The following is a 17837-nucleotide window of genomic DNA, read 5'->3' as shown; positions in this document are numbered from 1 at the left end:
ATTTAATATAAAAAAAATTGTTTTGTTGAAAAACACTCACACCTAGTGCTCCTCCCCCATATAGGGCTTATCATTTGCTTCAACCAAGGCTTCCATCAATTCGGATTCACTATATTTCCCTAACATCAGTTCCGGATTATGGATTAATTTCACAGGTTTGTACGCAACAATTTGTGCAGGCCCGGCATGTACTTGTAAAGCTATAAAACCTTCTAATTCTCCATCGGTATCTTGATAGGCCACTGAGAGGGTGCCATTAATGGCTGTCCAGATATTATGGCCAATAGCCAAAATTTCATAGGTATTCCATTCATTCTTTTTAACTGCTGCTTCTCCTTTTCCCTCCCAATGCAATTTTTCTCTTCCACTTTCGTGGTACAACCTCCCCCAAACTCCTTCACCTATATCGGCTTGATAGCCCAAGGCTTCTTCACCTATCTTTTGTGAGCGAAACTGAATACCTGCATTGGCGGTATTAGGGACCACTTTTACCAACACTTTCAAATAGAAATCCCTTACTTTTTCTTGGTGCCAAAGGAATTGGTTATTGACTATTGAATCTTTACCTTCCCCTCCAATTATTGATCCATCTGCAACCGACCAATAACTCATGTCAGAAGAATTCCAATTTTGAAGGTCATCCCCATTAAATAATGACAGTTCCACCTTTTTTTCACCTTGTGTACAAGCACTTATAGCAAATAGAACAATTGCCATTGAAACAAATAAGTGCCTTGAAAATACCTTCATACCAATAATCTTTTATTAGCCAATTTAGCGAAATGGGAATTAATTTACCCCTCTCTTTACAATGGAGAGATTTCTCAATCAACTTCAAAGATATGAGTAGCCTTTACCCTTCAATTCCTTTCCAATTAATAATTGGAATATACATAAAAAAACCAACACTACATGACCCCAATTATTTTGATGAACCCATGTAGTATTTAGTCAGAATTATTAAAAATTATCCTATTTACTTTAATTAGCTACATTCGCTTATTTCGTAAAGTATTCAATCTCGGATTTAATACCCGGTAATTTTTGTCATTTGATTAATTTAACTTTAGCAACTATTGGCCAATGGTCAGAAATAAATAGTTCCCCTTCTACAATTTTATCAACACGGTGTTCCTCAACCTCAAAATAATTGTTTACAAAAACATAGTCAATGGCATAACCTTCCCTACTTTCCCAATCAGGCCTGAAACCGGTACTGGTTAACCCTGTTGAAGCGACAGGAGATTTAGAAATATGGGCAGTGTTCTCTAAGGAACTGATTTCTTTAAAGCTTTTTATTAAGTTTTCGTACAAGGCATTGCCCAGACTCGGATGATCTTTTCTAATATTAAAATCCCCGGTAGCAAGAACTGGAGCATCTCCCGCTATTTCCAAAATTTTCTTTGCCATTAATTTTGCACTATTCATTCGGGCTTCTACTCCTCTATGGTCAAAATGAGTATTGAAAACATAAAGATTTTTGCCCGATGATTTGTCCTCAAGTTGCGCCCAGGTCACTATTCTTGTTAGGGATGCATCCCAACTTTTACTCCCTGGAATATCCGGCGTTTCTGATAACCAAAACTGGGAATGATCGACTAGGTTAAATTTATTCTTATTGTAAAATATAGGCGCATATTCTCCGGATGTTTTATTATCATTCCTTCCTGTACCAACATAGTCATATTCAACAAGCATTTCTTGGAGATCAAGTATCTGATTGTGAAGAACTTCTTGCATCCCTATAATATCGGGCATTTCTGAAGTCAGGTAAGATTTCACAATAGGAATTCGATGCTGCCACCTATTATTTCCATCATCAGGGTTATCATAGCGAATATTGAAAGATACAATTTGTATTGATAGGTCCTTTGGACTGCATGACAACACAAATACAAGCGGTAAAAGGAACAAAAAGTTTTTCAAAAGATTTTTCATAGATATTAATAAGGTAAATTCAAAATTTCATCAGCAAAATAGATGTAATTTATGAGGGGTAATTTCTTTAATTTAGGTATTTAATATCGACTTACTAAACAGAACCTACACAAAGTAATGGAATAACTTCAAAAACAGAAACCTCAACTCCTATTGAGCAATTCGAATTTTAAAATTAAGGATATAATATTAATTCAATATGAAGTGCGTATTATTTAAAATCATCGCATAAAAAAACAACCCATATGCATCAATAATCATAGAAAAGTTCAATCATGAGTTTTTGCACACCTTCCACCAAAAGCTCTCCTCCCCCAGGCAAAAAACGTGCACTTTGAACCTCATATCCCCCTTCAGAAAAAGCTTTTCTGTCAGGAATGTAACTGAGGTTACCATTTCCGGATTGTTCACAGATGATGGTATGTGTAAAAGGTGATTTGAGCTTTATAGCCATACTAAGTTCTACAAAGGCATCTCCTGGAAAGCCTACCAAAGCAAGTTCAGAGCCGAAACCCATGACTTGGACTTCACTGACAATGCCTTTTCTATCCTTTGTCAATGGAACCGTCGTAGTAAATTGTGACCTGATACTATCTTTATAATTCCCTTCTTTTAAATCGAGAATTCTCCAGGCCTCTACCACATCAGAAAACTTGGGTGGATTTGTTTTTCCAAACTGTCCGATTATCTCCTCTGCCCAAACAAGTTCTTCATGGGTAAAATTAGGTATTGGCAAAGTTACCTCCATTTTACCAACCTTAAGGGAATTGATTTCTAGAGGTTTTAAGGAACCTATGGCTTTAAGTACATCTTCTGCTAATACCCTTCCAATGCGTGCAGATTCTTCATATTGACCTAACTGAGATTCATTTTTCACATCAATATGGTTGATATTTCCGGAATTCCCATTGGTGTATACAGTTACCAATTCCTCACCATAAACCTTTTCTAATTGTTGAGAGACAATGCCGGGAAAATCCGCAGAAAATTGATTTCCTCCAACAATAGCAGGATGAAGGGCAAAATTTACCAAAACAGCCAAGGGTCTTTTATCCATTGACTCAAAAAGCAGCACAGACCCAATTGGGTCTACAGGACCCATGGCCCTATCAATACCTGGATTTAAACGCCCTGGATTTGTCCTAAAACTTCCATCCTTCATCAAAAATCTGCGATTGAAATTGACTTTGTCCTCATAAAATGTCCCAAAAGAAACTTGAACAGGTTGCAACGAATCCTCTGCGATTTTTATAGCTTTTAACAATTTTTGGGGGAGTTGTTTGATATACTCCAAACTCTTAATTTCCGCTTCACCACCAACGACTTTCAGAAACCTTGGATTCATCTGTGGTCCTGCATGACAGTGGGTAGCTGTAAGGATGACATTGCCAACAGGAATGTCTGTTTCCTGGGCTATCAATTCTCTGACTTGTAAAACCATCCCATACGGCAAACTAATCAGGTCCAATGCTAGAAATGCTCCCTTAACTCCACTCACATCAAATACCAATACTTTAGCAAAAAGATCATCATGAATGCCTTCAGAAATATTGATTCCATAAGAATTGCCCATCACACTACCTATGGGTGGGGTAATATTCAATGATGTTGCGCCTACCTTCATCCGGTTTTCTGATCCCAAATAATTAAGGGATTGTGCCTTTATAGTGAATGTAAGAAGTCCTAGCACGGCCAATAACCACAGGCATTTATTCCTTAAAAAGTTTATTCTAATAGCCCCCCGGCAGTTGCAACCAACAGTTAAACCTCTGAATTTCAGAACAAAAGAAACAAATCTCTTCATCACCAAATAAATTAACATACCATTTTTATGGGAAGCATTTCTAAATATTATATACAAATGCTTTCCTTCAATGAAGAAAGCATTTCAAGATAAAACATAAAGTAATATAATTTAATTATTGACAAGATATTTTTAAAAATATCAGCAAAAATAAGGGGAAAGGTTATCCCTAATAATTATTAATTAATTAGTAGATCCAAAAAATGTATAAATTTACTCTATAGTATTTTCAATTTATTATCCGGTTTTTCCAAAAACGAATTTACCTAACTATAAAACAATAGCCTTTTGGATACGCTTATAGATAACATGATCACTTTTTCAGTGAAATAAAAACAAATAACTTTTCCCACCACTTCAATTGAAGCTGGCCTATTAGAAGGAAGTTAAAAAAAACTTATCCCCTTTCGATTGTAGTTAAAAGAAATAGAATCAATAGGCAAATGGGTAATCAGCAGCTCCAGAAAAAATTATTGATTACCCATTATATTGTTTTTAAAAAAAATCATTTAAATATAATGGTCAATAATTACTTATTCGCCAATGATCTTATTTCTTTCACTATGTTCATCTACACTAGATACAACAGAACTAGTAAAACCCATATTTAGTGTTTACTACTAAAACATAGTGAATATTTTTATTTCAAATCAATAATTAGATAATTTGTTTTTTCCAAAATAGAATCAAAATATTATTCCATCGTAAACTCAGTTTCTACGTTTGTATCCTTATGACTAGTACTATTATAGGTGAAAACAAACTTATTGGCTTTTAATTCGCCCACATAAATATCAATTGTTCCATTAAGTGATATTACATTATCACTACTAAAAGCCCATGTTCCTGACTGGGGTAATCCTGAAATTCCAGGTGTATTAAAATTAATATTCCCATCAGATTTGAATGCTATAGTAAAACCTGAATGCTCAATGGCAAGGTTATTAGAGGTAACAGAAACAACGTCCCAGTTTTTCACTAATAATTCTTCTCTCGTCGGTTCTTTTTTCGGAGGTTCCGTCTCCTCCTTTTTTTCAGTGCAAGATACAACTAGAATTAGAATGAAAAACATTAAAAAAGGGAATAACAAATTTCTATACATCTTCATAAATACTTATTTTTTAAATATTCTTACCCTTTCAAATAATCCCAAGCCTTCCAATTGAACAATATAAACACCACTCGGTAAATGACTAAAATCAATAAAATAAATACTTGAAGGACCGACCGGATTGGAGATTGTTTTGTTTATCACACCACTTGTGCTAAAGATTGTAATTCGGTCTAATTGAGTCGGTTTTCCAAAATCAAGCTGACCGATATTCTGAATCGGATTAGGGTAAAATTGGATATTGGTGTTTCGAATCTCCGGAGAAGATGTAATAACGATACTTTCCGAAATGGACGTGCATCCCGAGGCTCCGGTAAGCATCACTTCATATGTTCCAGGTTCTGAAATCTCTAATGTTGGTCCAGTTGCTCCTTCTATCTTTTCTCCATTTTTAAGCCATTGGTTATTTTCATTACTACTTGATTGAAGAAATAATTGAGAAGATATTTCGTCTGTTCCATCTATGGTAATGGTAGGTGTTTCAGGTTGGTTACCTTGTATAATCGTAATGCCCCCAAGTGAAACTTCACAACCATTGGCGTCCTTTATAGCTATGGAGTATTCCCCTGCACTCAAGTTTTCAAATAGAGCTGCCTCCTGATAATCCTGTTGAGTGGAAAGTTTGTAAAGATAAGGAGCTGTGCCACCTGTTACTTCCAGCCTAACCATTCCAGTATCATCTCCGGCACATACCGGTTGAACGATCTCTTTGATATTAGCTGACAGTTCGGTTGGAGAACCAATTGTAAAAGATTGGCTGACCACATAATCCGGATCGGATGTTGCCCTTACAGAAATTGAATAATCCCCTGCAACGAGTCCAATAAATAAACTTTCACTAACAAATTCCTCATTTTCTATACTATACTCTAATTCACCTCCTTCAAATAATACTTCCACCTCCACTTCTCCATCATTTCCTCCATAGCAACTCACCGGCTGCGTTTCAATATTATTAATTTGGATAGGGTTTGCTTGGAAGCTTTCAGAAATAGAACTACATGAGCCGGCTTCGCCAACCCTCACTTGATAAGAACCAGCTTCTACAATTTTTAGTGTTTTCGCTGTAGCTCCCGGAATTTCTATTCCATCTTTTATCCACTGGTTTTTTTCTTCACTGCTGGAGTTCAGAAATAGCCCCTCAGATGTGCTCGTTTGAACAATGACAGGTATCTCCGGTTTTTCGGACTGAGCCACTAATGTTACATCAGTACTCATTTCACAGCCATTTGCATCTCTGATATTGACGGTGTATTTACCAGGTAAAAGATCTGAGAAATCTTTACCGTTCTGATAATCATTTTGGGTTGATAACTTGTACATTAAAGGAGAAGTACCACCTGATGCCACAACTGTAAAGCTTCCATCTCCTAAGTCCGTACATGAGGGTTGTGAAAGAATATCAATATTTGCAGACAAGACATCCGGTGAACCGATAGAAAAGGTCTCTTCCAGTACATTGGATATATTTTCCGTACTTCTAATAAACAAAGTGTATTCCCCTGCCACTAGGTTTTCAAATAAATTCTCAGATTGGAAATTTTCACCATCTATACTGTATTCCAAATCTCCATTTTGTGTGGATGCTGTAACAGATACAGAACCATCATCACCTTCGAAGCATGACACATCGGTAGTTTTTACCTCGCTAAGGGTTAGCTCGATTCCTTTCTCAAAAACAAAGTCGCCTGTATACAGCATGCTACTTTGTCCTTTGTCATTGATCGCAGTAACCAAAATTTTATAGTTTTTACCTTCTTCCAATCCGGAAGCATTTGCCAGAAACTCATTCGACTCTAGCTGAACCTCAGGTGAAGGCTCAAAATCATCAAAAACATACGTCTCACTTTTAAATTCCTCACCAATAAATTGGTATTTTAAGGCTACAATATTTACGATCTCATTATTAACAATATAAAACGCACTTTTCTTAACTGGAGTCCAATTTCCATAATTATCCTTCGCCCTTACAAAAAGCACATGTAAACCCGAATTCAAGCTTCCAACATCTAAAAGATATTCCTCCTCCCCTGAATTCAGATTGATTATTGTCCCTTTACCAAAATCTTTATAGACATCAATAAAATATTCCAAAGCCACAATCTCCTTCACAACAGGAGTTACATGTTTATAAAAGACCGAATATGTTAGCTGAGACCAAATGCCTTGGTTACTCTTCACTCTGGAAAAAAGCACATTGGGTCCATCAGGAAGTTCAGAAATATCAATTTCCAGACTGGCTTCTCCTTGATTTAAGGTGAAATTTTTTCCCTTACCAAAATCAACATAGTCATTGAAAAAGTACTCTCCCTGACTGACCTGTTGGGAATGAATGCTAAATACAACCAACCAACTGCAAATAAGCGTAAAATAGATGCGGAGCTTCATGATTCTATATTTTAGTTGGCGCTTACCTTTATGGTAATCGGCAACTTGCCATCAGCATTTCCAAAACCTGAAGTACTAAAATCATAAATGGTTGGAATATCCGGAAGTCCGGATAATTTGTAGGGCTTGGGGCCCCCAAATGGTCCAATATCAATTCCATCTTTCCCCTTCCCATCAGCCGGCCCTCCTTCTCTTATTTTGAATTTACCATCAGAGGAATGGTCTCCTGTAATAAAAACATCTCCTTCTACTACATTGATTTGGTTATTATTACCATCGCTAAATGGAGTAGCTACAGAAATATTATGACTGATATTACTACCTTCTTCGGGCATCTCATAATCGGAAGCTTTGGTGCCTAAAAATATATTGTTATGGATTTGGAGGTTGGAATTTTCTCCCACGGAAAAACTACTTCCCTTAAACACATTATTTGTAATGGTTCCTGAACTCTGATCTTTCAAATAAAAATTACCAATTACAATATTATTGGATAAAATTAAATTTTGCGGCGGGCTAATTATTGAACTAATTTGAAATCCGCCATTTGTACTAAAATAATTTCTATTTATTACGATGTTCTCAAGATTATTCTCAGATAATCTTATTGTGCCTCGAAAAAAGCAATTTGCTAATTCTACATTGCCTACGTAAATAGTAACACCAGATATTCCATTTTGATTAAATTTTAAACCATAAATTTTTGATCCCGAAGATCCATTTGATAAAGTTATCCTTCCAACTATAGTTTCAAATTTGTTTGAAGAGATCCCTAAATTTTCATTCGTAAAATATCCTTGACCTATTAAGGTTAGTCTCTTTTCAATGTTCAAATCTCCATAGGGAATATTGGATCCTTCAATATATAATGTATCTCCTGAAACTGAATTTTTATATGCATCTTCCAAACTTGAATATAGATTCTCTTCCGGAATGGATTCTTCCAAATTATTGACACGGATTATTTTTGAATAAGAAAAGGAGGTGAAACCGACCAACAAAATCAGCAAAAGAACAATTCGTTTCATAGGAAGAGGGTTTAATGGTATTTGAAATACAATTTAATACATTCATAAACCTAGTTTAATTAATTGATATTTACAAAAAATAATTTATTAAATATTACAACAAATATCTTTATAATGATTTCCTCACCTAAACAATCATATTGAATTATACCACACTTTATTTAAATATTAATATCAATCACCAAAGAAATATATAAAAAAATCATTCCAATCTTTTTTTTAACATACAATTATTAAACAGATTAAAATAAACAATTAAGGTTGAATTAGTATTGATTCATTCATCAATGAAATAAATAAAATCATCCTTAACCTCTCCAAAAATGATTATAAACATATTCAATTAAATATCTATTTCTATTACATCTCAATGACCTATTTATTATAAATAATTCAATAAGTAAAGCAACAAGTAAGTGGGTATTTAACTATTAAAAGATTTGAAGCTTAAAAAAATGAAGGATAACAAGCGCTTAAATATATTTGGTGTAGTAAAACCCATGAATAAATTTTCTTCATTTTTAAAAAGATTTGAAAAGGTTTGGTAAATTCCCTTCTCAATATTCAAGCGTAGAACATGACAGTTAAAAAATATAATCGGTCTCCCCATGGATAAAAAACCTAATCCCCGAAGAAAATTTCTAAAAACTGCGGCTATGACTTCAGGTATCTCATCGATAGGTGTACTTCCTGTAAACAGTGCACCCTCACCAGATTCACGACTTGTATGTAAATTGCCTCGTGAGGTATGGGTAGCCGGTATTTCACAAGAAGCTGTTTTTGCGGGCACTGCAGAAGAAATGATTGACCGGATATTTATCTTAATGGAAAAAGTATTGGTCAACCAACCGGACATCATTTGCCTACCGGAGTTGTTCCATACTGCCAACATCACAAAAAATTACAGTCTGTCTGAAAAAATAGCTATTTCCAATAATGTATTAGATAAGATGGCTGCCTTTGCTAAAAAGTACCATTGTTACTTGGTGGTTGCTGTAAATACAGAAGAGAAAGATAAGGTATTTAATTCAGCAGTATTATTGGACAGAAATGGCATAAATGTCGGGGAATACCGAAAGATCCACTTGACTGAAGATGAAATTAATAATGGACTTACTCCAGGACCGCTCGATCCTCCAGTATTCCAAACGGATTTGGGGAAAGTAGGCATACAAATCTGCTTTGATGTACTTTGGGAAGATGGTTGGAAAAAACTAAAAGACAAGGGAGCTGAATTGGTTTTTTGGCCATCCGCCTATGGAGGTGGACAGAGCCTTCAGGCCAAATCTTTGCAGCACAGGTACGTTGTAGCTACCAGCACCAGAAAAGGAAGCGCTAAACTTTGGGATATCACCGGAAAAGAAGTTGCAAAAACAGGTTTCTGGGAAAAAAATTACTATTGTGCTCCTGTCAACCTGGAAAAAGCCTTTTTACATACATGGCCTTTTGTAAAGTATTTTGATGAAATCAAGGAAAAATATGGGAGAAAAATCCGAATCACCAATTTTCACGAAGAGGAGTGGTCTGTGATTGAAAGTCTATCCCCGGACATTCTCATAGCAGATATTTTGAAAGAGTATAACCTAAAGACCTATGATCAACACAGGTACGATGCTGAAATGGCACAAAATAAAGCTCGGAATTCATAGCCTTTGTTTACTTTTCCCTTTTCGAAATTGGTCGTAATTTTTGCAAAACAGAAATATAAGGAATGTGGGAACGCATTAAATTTTTCAGACCATAATGACATAGAGACCTAAGAAATGTTCATCTCTGCAGTGGATTGTCCTTCACGAGCCATTGACTTTTCATGCCAATAAACTCCCATTTTATTCCCAATTAAGGATTGGATGTTTTAGTATTAATTTAGCTTTACATATTGAAAAATCACCCAGGCAAAGTAAAATAGAAAGTAGACCCAATATTTGGTTCACTTTCTACCCAAATATCTCCTCCATGTTTATTTACAAACTCTTTACAAAGGATCAATCCAAGTCCTGTACCCATTTCATTATTTGTATCGGGAGTTGAATCATTTGAATCAATTTGGAATAACTTATCAATCCTTTCAGGAGTAATACCCACCCCTTCATCTTTTATAGAAACAAGAATATTTGTTCCATTTTTCTCAGCCGTAACTACTATTTCTTTTCCCTCCTTTGTGAATTTGATGGCATTTGAGACCAAGTTCCTTATGATCGTGCTAACCATTTGCCTGTCTGCATAAACAAATAAATTGTTTGACGAATGATTGGTTAAAGTTATTGATTTCTGATTTGCATTTCCATCAAAAAGCAACCTGTTTTCTTCGATCAATTCAACAAGGTCAAACTTCTCAGGATTAAAGGCCATTCTGCCGGTTTGTGACCGTGACCAATCCAGGAGGTTTATTAGTAAATTCATCGCTTTTTGAGTCGATTGTTTTATGTAGCCAGCATATTCTTCAATGCCTTCATAATCCTTCTCGTTTATTTGTTCAATAAGCAATTGGCTGAGACCCAAAATGGAATTAAACGGGTTTTTTAAGTCATGAGCAATGATGGAGAAAAATTTATCCTTCTGGGCATTCAAATCACGTAATTTCACTTCATTTTGCCGAACTGCTTCTTCCGCTTTATATCGCTCTGTAATATCTTGAGTGACGCCAAACCATTGGATATCACCATTTTCATAGGCAGTTGGAATGGATTCTATTCTAAACCATCGCTCTTCATTTTTAATATTGAATCTTCCTTCCCATTCAAAAGGTTTCCGGTCACGAGCAGCTTCCATATTCGCCGCTAAAAAATTTTCTATGTCATCTTTATGTATCTTTTGATTCACAACTTCAACATCCATTAAATCATCCTCAGGACTAACGTCATGAATTCTACGCCATCTATCGCTAACAAATTCAAATTGCATGTCACCATTTGCTCGAATCCAAAAAATATAAACTCCCACAGACACCATTGACACCAATCTATCAAACCTTTCTAAACTTCTAGTCAGTGCCTTCTCCGAGAGTTTTCGTTCTGCAATATTGCGCGTCCTGCAATACATTTCTATATGCCCGGTAACCCTATTCTTTACAAACCTACTATTCATCTCCACCCAAACAGTAGTGCCATCTTTGCGTAAAAACTCTACTTCAATCTGGTAATTATTATGCTTATCCGAGCTGTTTCTATCAAAATTTGCAATCGCATTATCAATTTGATTGTATATTAAACTTATTGCCTCTGCTGTAGTTACAAACTCGATAGGCTTTGACAATATCTCTTTAGATGAATAACCTAGGAGTTGAATCACCGAAGGGCTTACGTAATCTATCAACATAGAATTGGTATCTATGCTCCATACTACTTCTTTCATGTTTTCAGTAAGCGTATGGTATTTCCCTTCTTTTTCAAGAAGCTCAATCTCAGTAATTTTTCGCTGGGTTATATCTCGTGAAATACCCATAAAACCAATTTTCCTTCCTTGTTCATTAAAGAAAGTACTAATTGAAATTTCCACCCAAATTATATGTCCATTTTTATGATTCTGTTTTACTTCTATAAGATATGACTTGGGACTCTTTGTCTCTTTCTCATTGTTCAACTTAGCAATAACCTCATAAAATTCTTCTTGAGTATCTAGCGAGATTGTATCTTGAATTTTTTCACTTATAGCCTCTTCAGGTGATAATCCTCGTAATGTACTTATTGATGGGCTGACATAAGTATAGCGATAGTTATTGTCCAAAGTCCAAATTACATCTCTGCTATTTTGAACCATTAGACGAAAACAGTACTCCCTTGAAAATTTTTCCTTAGGTATTTGGTTATTCTTTTCTTTTTCCAAAGAAAGTCTTAAAGCATCATTTGCCCTCTTTACTTTTTGAAGCTCCTTTACAAGTTCTTCCTTACTTTTTTCTTTACTATTCAAAATGACACTCTTTATTTATGATGAATTGCTTTCCTCTTATTAGGATATAATTAAAAATTTCTCAATCCATATTTGGTAAATTATTTGCCTCTCACTAATACTTTTCCTCACTCACTTAATGATTTAAAAAAAGAAATTCATGCTATTTGGGAATATCAACAGGTAATTACAAAAGAATAAGCTGAAAAAGTTAGTGTCCTTTACCTAAATAGATAAGGCTACAACAACATCAGTACTTATCCTTGAAATTACAAAATTATACTATTCACTAAGATTTTTTCATGACTAAAATCAGTTAAAACTAAAATTATTTGTTTATAACAGAAATTGAAGATTTAATGAATTGAAAGGTGAAAAATAAGCGTTCCAATCTTTTTCTCAACATAACTGATTGACTCAGAAGAAACCCGCATTTGAAATTTATAAGTCAAATAAAAAAAATTAACCTGTCTCCAAAAAAGTCCGTATAAAGACTTTTTTTTTAGAAAAGCCATGCTAAACAATTCTTCTGCTCCCAGGGGACCTAATAAAAACATAATCCTATTGATACTTTTTTAACACAAAATTTAATTCGGTATTTCAAACGAAAATTGATCATAACCAAATTAGACAGTATGAGTTGATTTATTTATCTTCGAACTCTTTCCACCAAAAATCATTCACTATGCGATTGTTATATATCGGAATTGCCATTGCCTCTCTCTTCAGCTCTTGTAGCAAGAATACCGAGAAAGAAAATGAATTCCCAGAGCAGCTTAGCTTTTCCTTAGACACCGTATATGTGGATCCTGGAGATGAAATTCTTTATTTGCAAGACAAACTGTACCTTTCGGACCTTTCTGCTGACAAGAGCTACTTAATCAATTTTAACCGTAAGGATTTAATAGCAGAACGTATCAATCTCGATGAATTAAAACTTGAAAAATTGATACCCTTTGAAAAGGAAGGGCCAAACGGCACCCCTACTTATTTTTCAAGGTTCAGTCTAAACGATGAGGAACAGCTATTGATATGGTCCTATCAATTTTATTCTATTTTTGATCAAAATGCCAAAAAAATAAAAGACCTAGGACTTGAAAAAATAGCTGCAGATTATCTATCAGGTTCAGATTTCTATCCACTTATGCTATTTGAGGATCCTGAGCAACCTGAACGAGTATTGGGTGTGTTTATATCATGGAAAGACAGAGCCTATTTTATTTTAGACTTTGATTTGAAGGACAAGTTATTTCAAAAAACAGGCTTACCGGAGATGGATAAACTTCAGGAGTACAATACAGATATTTTAATGGATGGGCAAGCCATGGGAAGCTATGGAGTAGCTGTTCACTCCATAGCAATAAATGGTAAAATAATACTTACTAACAATTCTTTTAATGAGGTAGTAATATATGATACAAATAGAGACAGTACTTATGTAAAAAGCTGGGATACTCCGCTTTTAGGAACCAGAAAAAATTATACACCTCCAAAACAGGTCGATTATTCTTCGGGTCAAAGAGAAGAGGTAGTTAGAGATTCAATGGAAGAGATCAATTACGGATATTTGGTTTGGGATGAAACACAAAAGAGGTTTTATCGATTCTCTATCACTCAACAATTCGGTGAAGATAAAGACGAATATGGCCAATACATTGCCACCGGAACGGATGTTTATCTCACTATTTTTGATGAAAACCTTAATATACTGGCCGAATCCTTGGTGCCTCAACTGGCTGCTCCACCAAATAAGCACTTTGTTAAAGATGGAAAAATCTGGCTATTTGCAAATATGGAAGATGAAATGGCCTTTGTTCAGTTAGCTATTGAGTAGAAGCAAAACGAATGATACAGAAATTAACTGATTAGTGTCGATTTCAGCGGATTCGGTTGGTTTGGAGTGTTTGAATGGCAAATTCCAGTAATTAGGACCTAAGGCATAGCTCCTTGTCCAAAACTTCTTAAATTATAGGTCAATGTCAACATGAAAAACTGTTGTAATACCTGCGTTCTCTCATTCTCAATATAGACATCTGTAACATTCCTGTTAATGCTCGTATTTTGATTCAGAAGGTCAAATACGGTCATCTTCAATTCAAACTTTTGGCTCGGAGGAAACCTATAGCCTAAATCTGCATTCATCAGCCATACGGACTGATCAAATTCTTCTCCCAAGCCGGTATACCACTGGTTGTTTACATTGGTACTTACAAAAAATCCCCAAGCAAAATTCCAATATAAATCTAGTCTTGTACTTTGGGTATAGTAATTGTTGTTTTGATTTTCTTGTAAACTACTTCTTACAATATTGTAATTTCCACGGGTGGAAATATTGAAATCCAAATCTTCTCCTAAATTACTACTTATACCAATTCCGGGACCTATCCCTAAATTTTTATTATAATTGGTTTGTCCATTAATTATACCGGGCTGGTTGCTATAGTTTGCCCTAGCACTAAGTTCCAAATTACTCTTCATGAAACTTAAAGGAAATCCAAAGGAAAAATAACTCCTAAGATCCCAATATTTATCCAGGTTTTCAGGTCTACTTAGTTGTCCTCCTTGTCTTAGTAAAACATCTCCTTGAATCAAAGTGTCTTTGGATGCAATATAAGTGGCGTTACCCAAATAATTTGATCGAACAGATCCTCCCATATACATAAAAAATGATTTCGAGGTTTCAGGATCAACATTTCTAATTCGGGTATACAACCTGTGTTCGTATTCTTGTTCCAGATCCGGGTTTCCTGTAGTTATTTGAATGGGGTTACTGTTATCAATTACATCCTGCAATTGCCTAACCGAAGGTGCATCCGTATCCCCTCGGTAATAGACTCGGATATTGGTGTTTTCATTCATATCATACATGAATACCATTCTGGGTACAAAATTTTTAAAAGTTCGATTGGTATTTTGGAATCCGGGGAAAAGACGGTCACTGTCTAAAATAGACACTTGATAATCAAATGAAGAATAAACCCTAATTTTATCTTTGTTATAACTGTAGCCTAACCCAACCTCATGTTGCAAATATGTATTTTCAAATTCATTGGTCAATGTGGAATCTAATTCAAATACCATGGATTCCATTTCTCTCTGACTTACCTCCTGCTTGGTTTTGCCCAAGTCATTGCCCACTTCATATTCCAGTCTTAGCTGAGAATTTTCCCCAATTGGTTCGGTATACTCAATTTCCATTTCATAATTAAAGGAATTAGAGCTACTGATAGAGTTTTGAATCAAACTATCCAAATTGGATGTTTGGAAATCACGATTGACAGATACCAACCTTGAATCACTATTCGAATCACTCAAACGGGTATCAAATTGGGCTGAAAGCGTCCGACCCTTTTTATTGAATTTATACCTATAGACAAAATCACTTAAAAAACTAAAAGACTCATTTGTTGAGTTGGTTTTGTTTTGGGTCTCATTGATAGGTGTATTTAAGTTGTATAAGTTTTGGGCAATGAGGCTATTTGTGGACGTACCCTTTTCATACCTCAGCCTGGGTCTCCAAATAATCGCATGCTTATCAGAAATGTCATAATCCAATCTTAAATCCAAACGATGGTTTTGGTTATAGTTTTCATCATTTCTGACCTCATCATACAATTGGAGACTATCACTGGATAAAATATATTCTCGTGATGAATTTTGATTCAAATAATTGGTGCTTTCATTAAAAAAATAACTTCCGGTAATTTTTGCCTTTCCATCGTCAAATTTATCTGTGAAATTAATACCTACCGCATTGGTATTGGTGACCCCGGGTCTTTCCCTAGTGGTCAATGGGTTTCCTCCTCTTCCACGCCCTCCTCTTCTTTCATCCCCTCCTCCAAAGGCATCGGTAAGGTCATCTGCAGAAAAATTTTGCTGGTTGATATTATTACTAAGCCCCAGAAGAGTAAGCCGTTGAGCCCCGTTAAAAAAATTGACACTACCACCTACTAAATAATTGTCATCAGTACCATATCCGGCAAACATTCTACCGAATTCTCCTCCTCTTTTTTCTTTTTTGGTAATGATATTAATTGTTTTAATGGTTTCACCGTCATCAAATCCTGTTAGTTGTGCCTGAACGCTAATTTGATCCAAAAACTCTATCCTATCGATTATTTCTACGGGGAGGTTTTGCATGGCCATGGCAGGATCATCTCCGAAAAAAGGTTCACCATCCACCAATACCTGACCTACCGTTTCTCCTTGCACCTCAATGGTGTTTCCTTGCATGACCACTCCCGGCATTTTGCGAATCAATTCTCCTGCACTAGCTTGAGATCTGGTCTTAAACGCACTAGCATTCAGAGACAAGGTATCCCCTTTCATCTCACCAGTCATGGTAGCCGCTTCTATCTCGTAAGTTTCTAATAAACTACCCTTCTCTTCCAATACAAACATCCCCAAATTGTTGTCTGAAGGAGTATTGATGGTATCAGTAAAATCCTCAAAACCTATGAAACTGATATTAAGAACAAAGGTGGATACTTCCGGTTTAATAAATTGAAATTGTCCTTTTTCGTCGGTAAAGGTATTGGCCAAGGTATCTCCTGAAGCGTTGAGAACAAAAATATAAGCTCCAGGTAATGTCTCTTTTGTTTTTTTATCTTGTACGCCCCCCTTTAAATGGGTTTGTGCCCATAAATTCCCGGATATAATGGAAATAACAAAGATTAATAATACAATCTTATTCATAATGAAATAGAATTAGTTTTAATAATCTGGATAAAATTCTAAAGGTTGGTATACAAATATACAAAATTTACCATATTTATTAGTTTAAATTATATAGATGGGGTCGAAATCTATTAAACGGAATATTTTCCTTTTAAATTGATGAATTTTAAGGAGAAGAATTGTCTCTGATAAAATTACTCAAACCAAACTGGTTGTATGCAGAATTGTTTGAATATTGAGTCTTTTAATACCAGGTATGCTTGATACATGGGAATTTTTTTTGCTAAAAAACGAATAAATAACCAAATAAGAATTAAGCAGAGAAAGACCAAATTTTACATTCCGGCAATTTGGAGTAATAACTTAGCTAAAAACATGCTGTTTTTTTAAGATAAACTAAAAAGTCAACATTTTATATTCGACTTACTTTGGCAAATTATACAATCATTCTTACCTTGAACTAATAAACAACATACAACACTAAACTTTAATGTAATGCTTAATTTTAAGAAAATTTTTTATTTTCCTGCTTTAATTCTTTTTTCATTAATCTCCTTATCAGGATGTGGAGATGGAGACAATGATGAACCTTCTGGATGCAATAGCTTAAACTGGTCAGCCGAGCTCACTGAAGAGTTAACCGACTTATCTACAGCTATTTCTAACTTTGGACAAAACCCAACAGAAGCCAATTGTAACAGTTATCGACAAGCACTTTTAGCCTATGTGAATGCATTACGACCTTATGGAAACTGTCAAGGGTTAACAGGACAAAGCAGGACAGAATGGCAAAATTTGATCGATGAATACGAGGAAGACTTAAATGAGATGGACTGTTCAGACTTTTAATTAATGGTCACTAAAAATTAAATTTCCTGGCACAATAGAGTTTAATATTTTAGACTTTATTGTGCCTTCTATTTGGCTTCAGAATTTTACTATAACATTTTTCTGTTATTATCCTTTCACAATAGATAACGGCATACAAACATAATCCTACTAT

At 35.1% G+C, this 17837-nt stretch carries 11 protein-coding genes; 3 read left to right on the top strand and 8 right to left on the bottom strand.

What is annotated here, in order from left to right:
* Positions 1–42: 42 nt before the first annotated feature.
* From Q4534_RS17650 to Q4534_RS17625, 6 genes are all read right to left on the bottom strand, one after another.
* Positions 43–750 carry a DUF1080 domain-containing protein gene (locus Q4534_RS17650; RefSeq protein ID WP_303614475.1) on the bottom strand — a complete coding sequence of 236 codons (708 nt, stop codon included), beginning with the start codon at positions 748–750 and terminating at the stop codon, positions 43–45.
* 297 nt (positions 751–1047) lie between these two features.
* A complete protein-coding gene (locus Q4534_RS17645; protein WP_303614474.1) occupies positions 1048–1938 on the bottom strand; it encodes an endonuclease/exonuclease/phosphatase family protein in 891 nt (296 codons plus the stop codon).
* A gap of 250 nt (positions 1939–2188) precedes the next feature.
* Positions 2189–3580: a neutral/alkaline non-lysosomal ceramidase N-terminal domain-containing protein gene (locus Q4534_RS17640; RefSeq protein WP_303614473.1), complete on the bottom strand. Its 1392-nt coding sequence runs from the start codon at positions 3578–3580 to the stop codon at positions 2189–2191.
* A gap of 856 nt (positions 3581–4436) precedes the next feature.
* Entirely contained in the window at positions 4437–4850 is a 414-nt protein-coding gene (locus Q4534_RS17635; RefSeq protein ID WP_303614472.1) for a hypothetical protein, read from the bottom strand.
* Positions 4851–4856: 6 nt separating this feature from the next.
* Entirely contained in the window at positions 4857–7241 is a 2385-nt protein-coding gene (locus Q4534_RS17630) for a T9SS type A sorting domain-containing protein (RefSeq protein WP_303614471.1), read from the bottom strand.
* 11 nt (positions 7242–7252) lie between these two features.
* Entirely contained in the window at positions 7253–8269 is a 1017-nt protein-coding gene (locus tag Q4534_RS17625) for a hypothetical protein (RefSeq protein ID WP_303614470.1), read from the bottom strand.
* A 608-nt stretch (positions 8270–8877) separates the two neighbouring features.
* On the opposite strand from Q4534_RS17625, the gene Q4534_RS17620 reads away from it, so the two are divergent.
* Entirely contained in the window at positions 8878–9918 is a 1041-nt protein-coding gene (locus Q4534_RS17620) for a carbon-nitrogen hydrolase family protein (RefSeq protein ID WP_303614469.1), read from the top strand.
* A gap of 238 nt (positions 9919–10156) precedes the next feature.
* Here Q4534_RS17620 and Q4534_RS17615 read toward each other — a convergent pair whose 3' ends face one another.
* Positions 10157–12178: a PAS domain-containing sensor histidine kinase gene (locus Q4534_RS17615; RefSeq protein ID WP_303614468.1), complete on the bottom strand. Its 2022-nt coding sequence runs from the start codon at positions 12176–12178 to the stop codon at positions 10157–10159.
* Positions 12179–12842: 664 nt separating this feature from the next.
* Between Q4534_RS17615 and Q4534_RS17610 the strand changes: the two genes are divergently transcribed.
* Positions 12843–13991: a DUF4221 family protein gene (locus tag Q4534_RS17610; protein WP_303614467.1), complete on the top strand. Its 1149-nt coding sequence runs from the start codon at positions 12843–12845 to the stop codon at positions 13989–13991.
* 98 nt (positions 13992–14089) lie between these two features.
* Here the strand turns inward: Q4534_RS17610 and Q4534_RS17605 are convergent, their stop codons facing one another.
* Positions 14090–16852 (bottom strand): outer membrane beta-barrel protein, encoded by a 2763-nt coding sequence (locus Q4534_RS17605; protein ID WP_303614466.1) that lies wholly within the window; start codon positions 16850–16852, stop codon positions 14090–14092.
* 477 nt (positions 16853–17329) lie between these two features.
* Between Q4534_RS17605 and Q4534_RS17600 the strand changes: the two genes are divergently transcribed.
* Positions 17330–17683, top strand: coding sequence for a hypothetical protein (locus Q4534_RS17600; protein ID WP_303614465.1), 354 nt, complete (start codon positions 17330–17332; stop codon positions 17681–17683).
* Positions 17684–17837 lie beyond the last annotated feature (154 nt).

Source organism: Cyclobacterium sp. 1_MG-2023 (genome assembly GCF_030546805.1).
Lineage (GTDB): Bacteria > Bacteroidota > Bacteroidia > Cytophagales > Cyclobacteriaceae > Cyclobacterium.
This window is presented reverse-complemented; position numbering and strand designations above follow the sequence as displayed.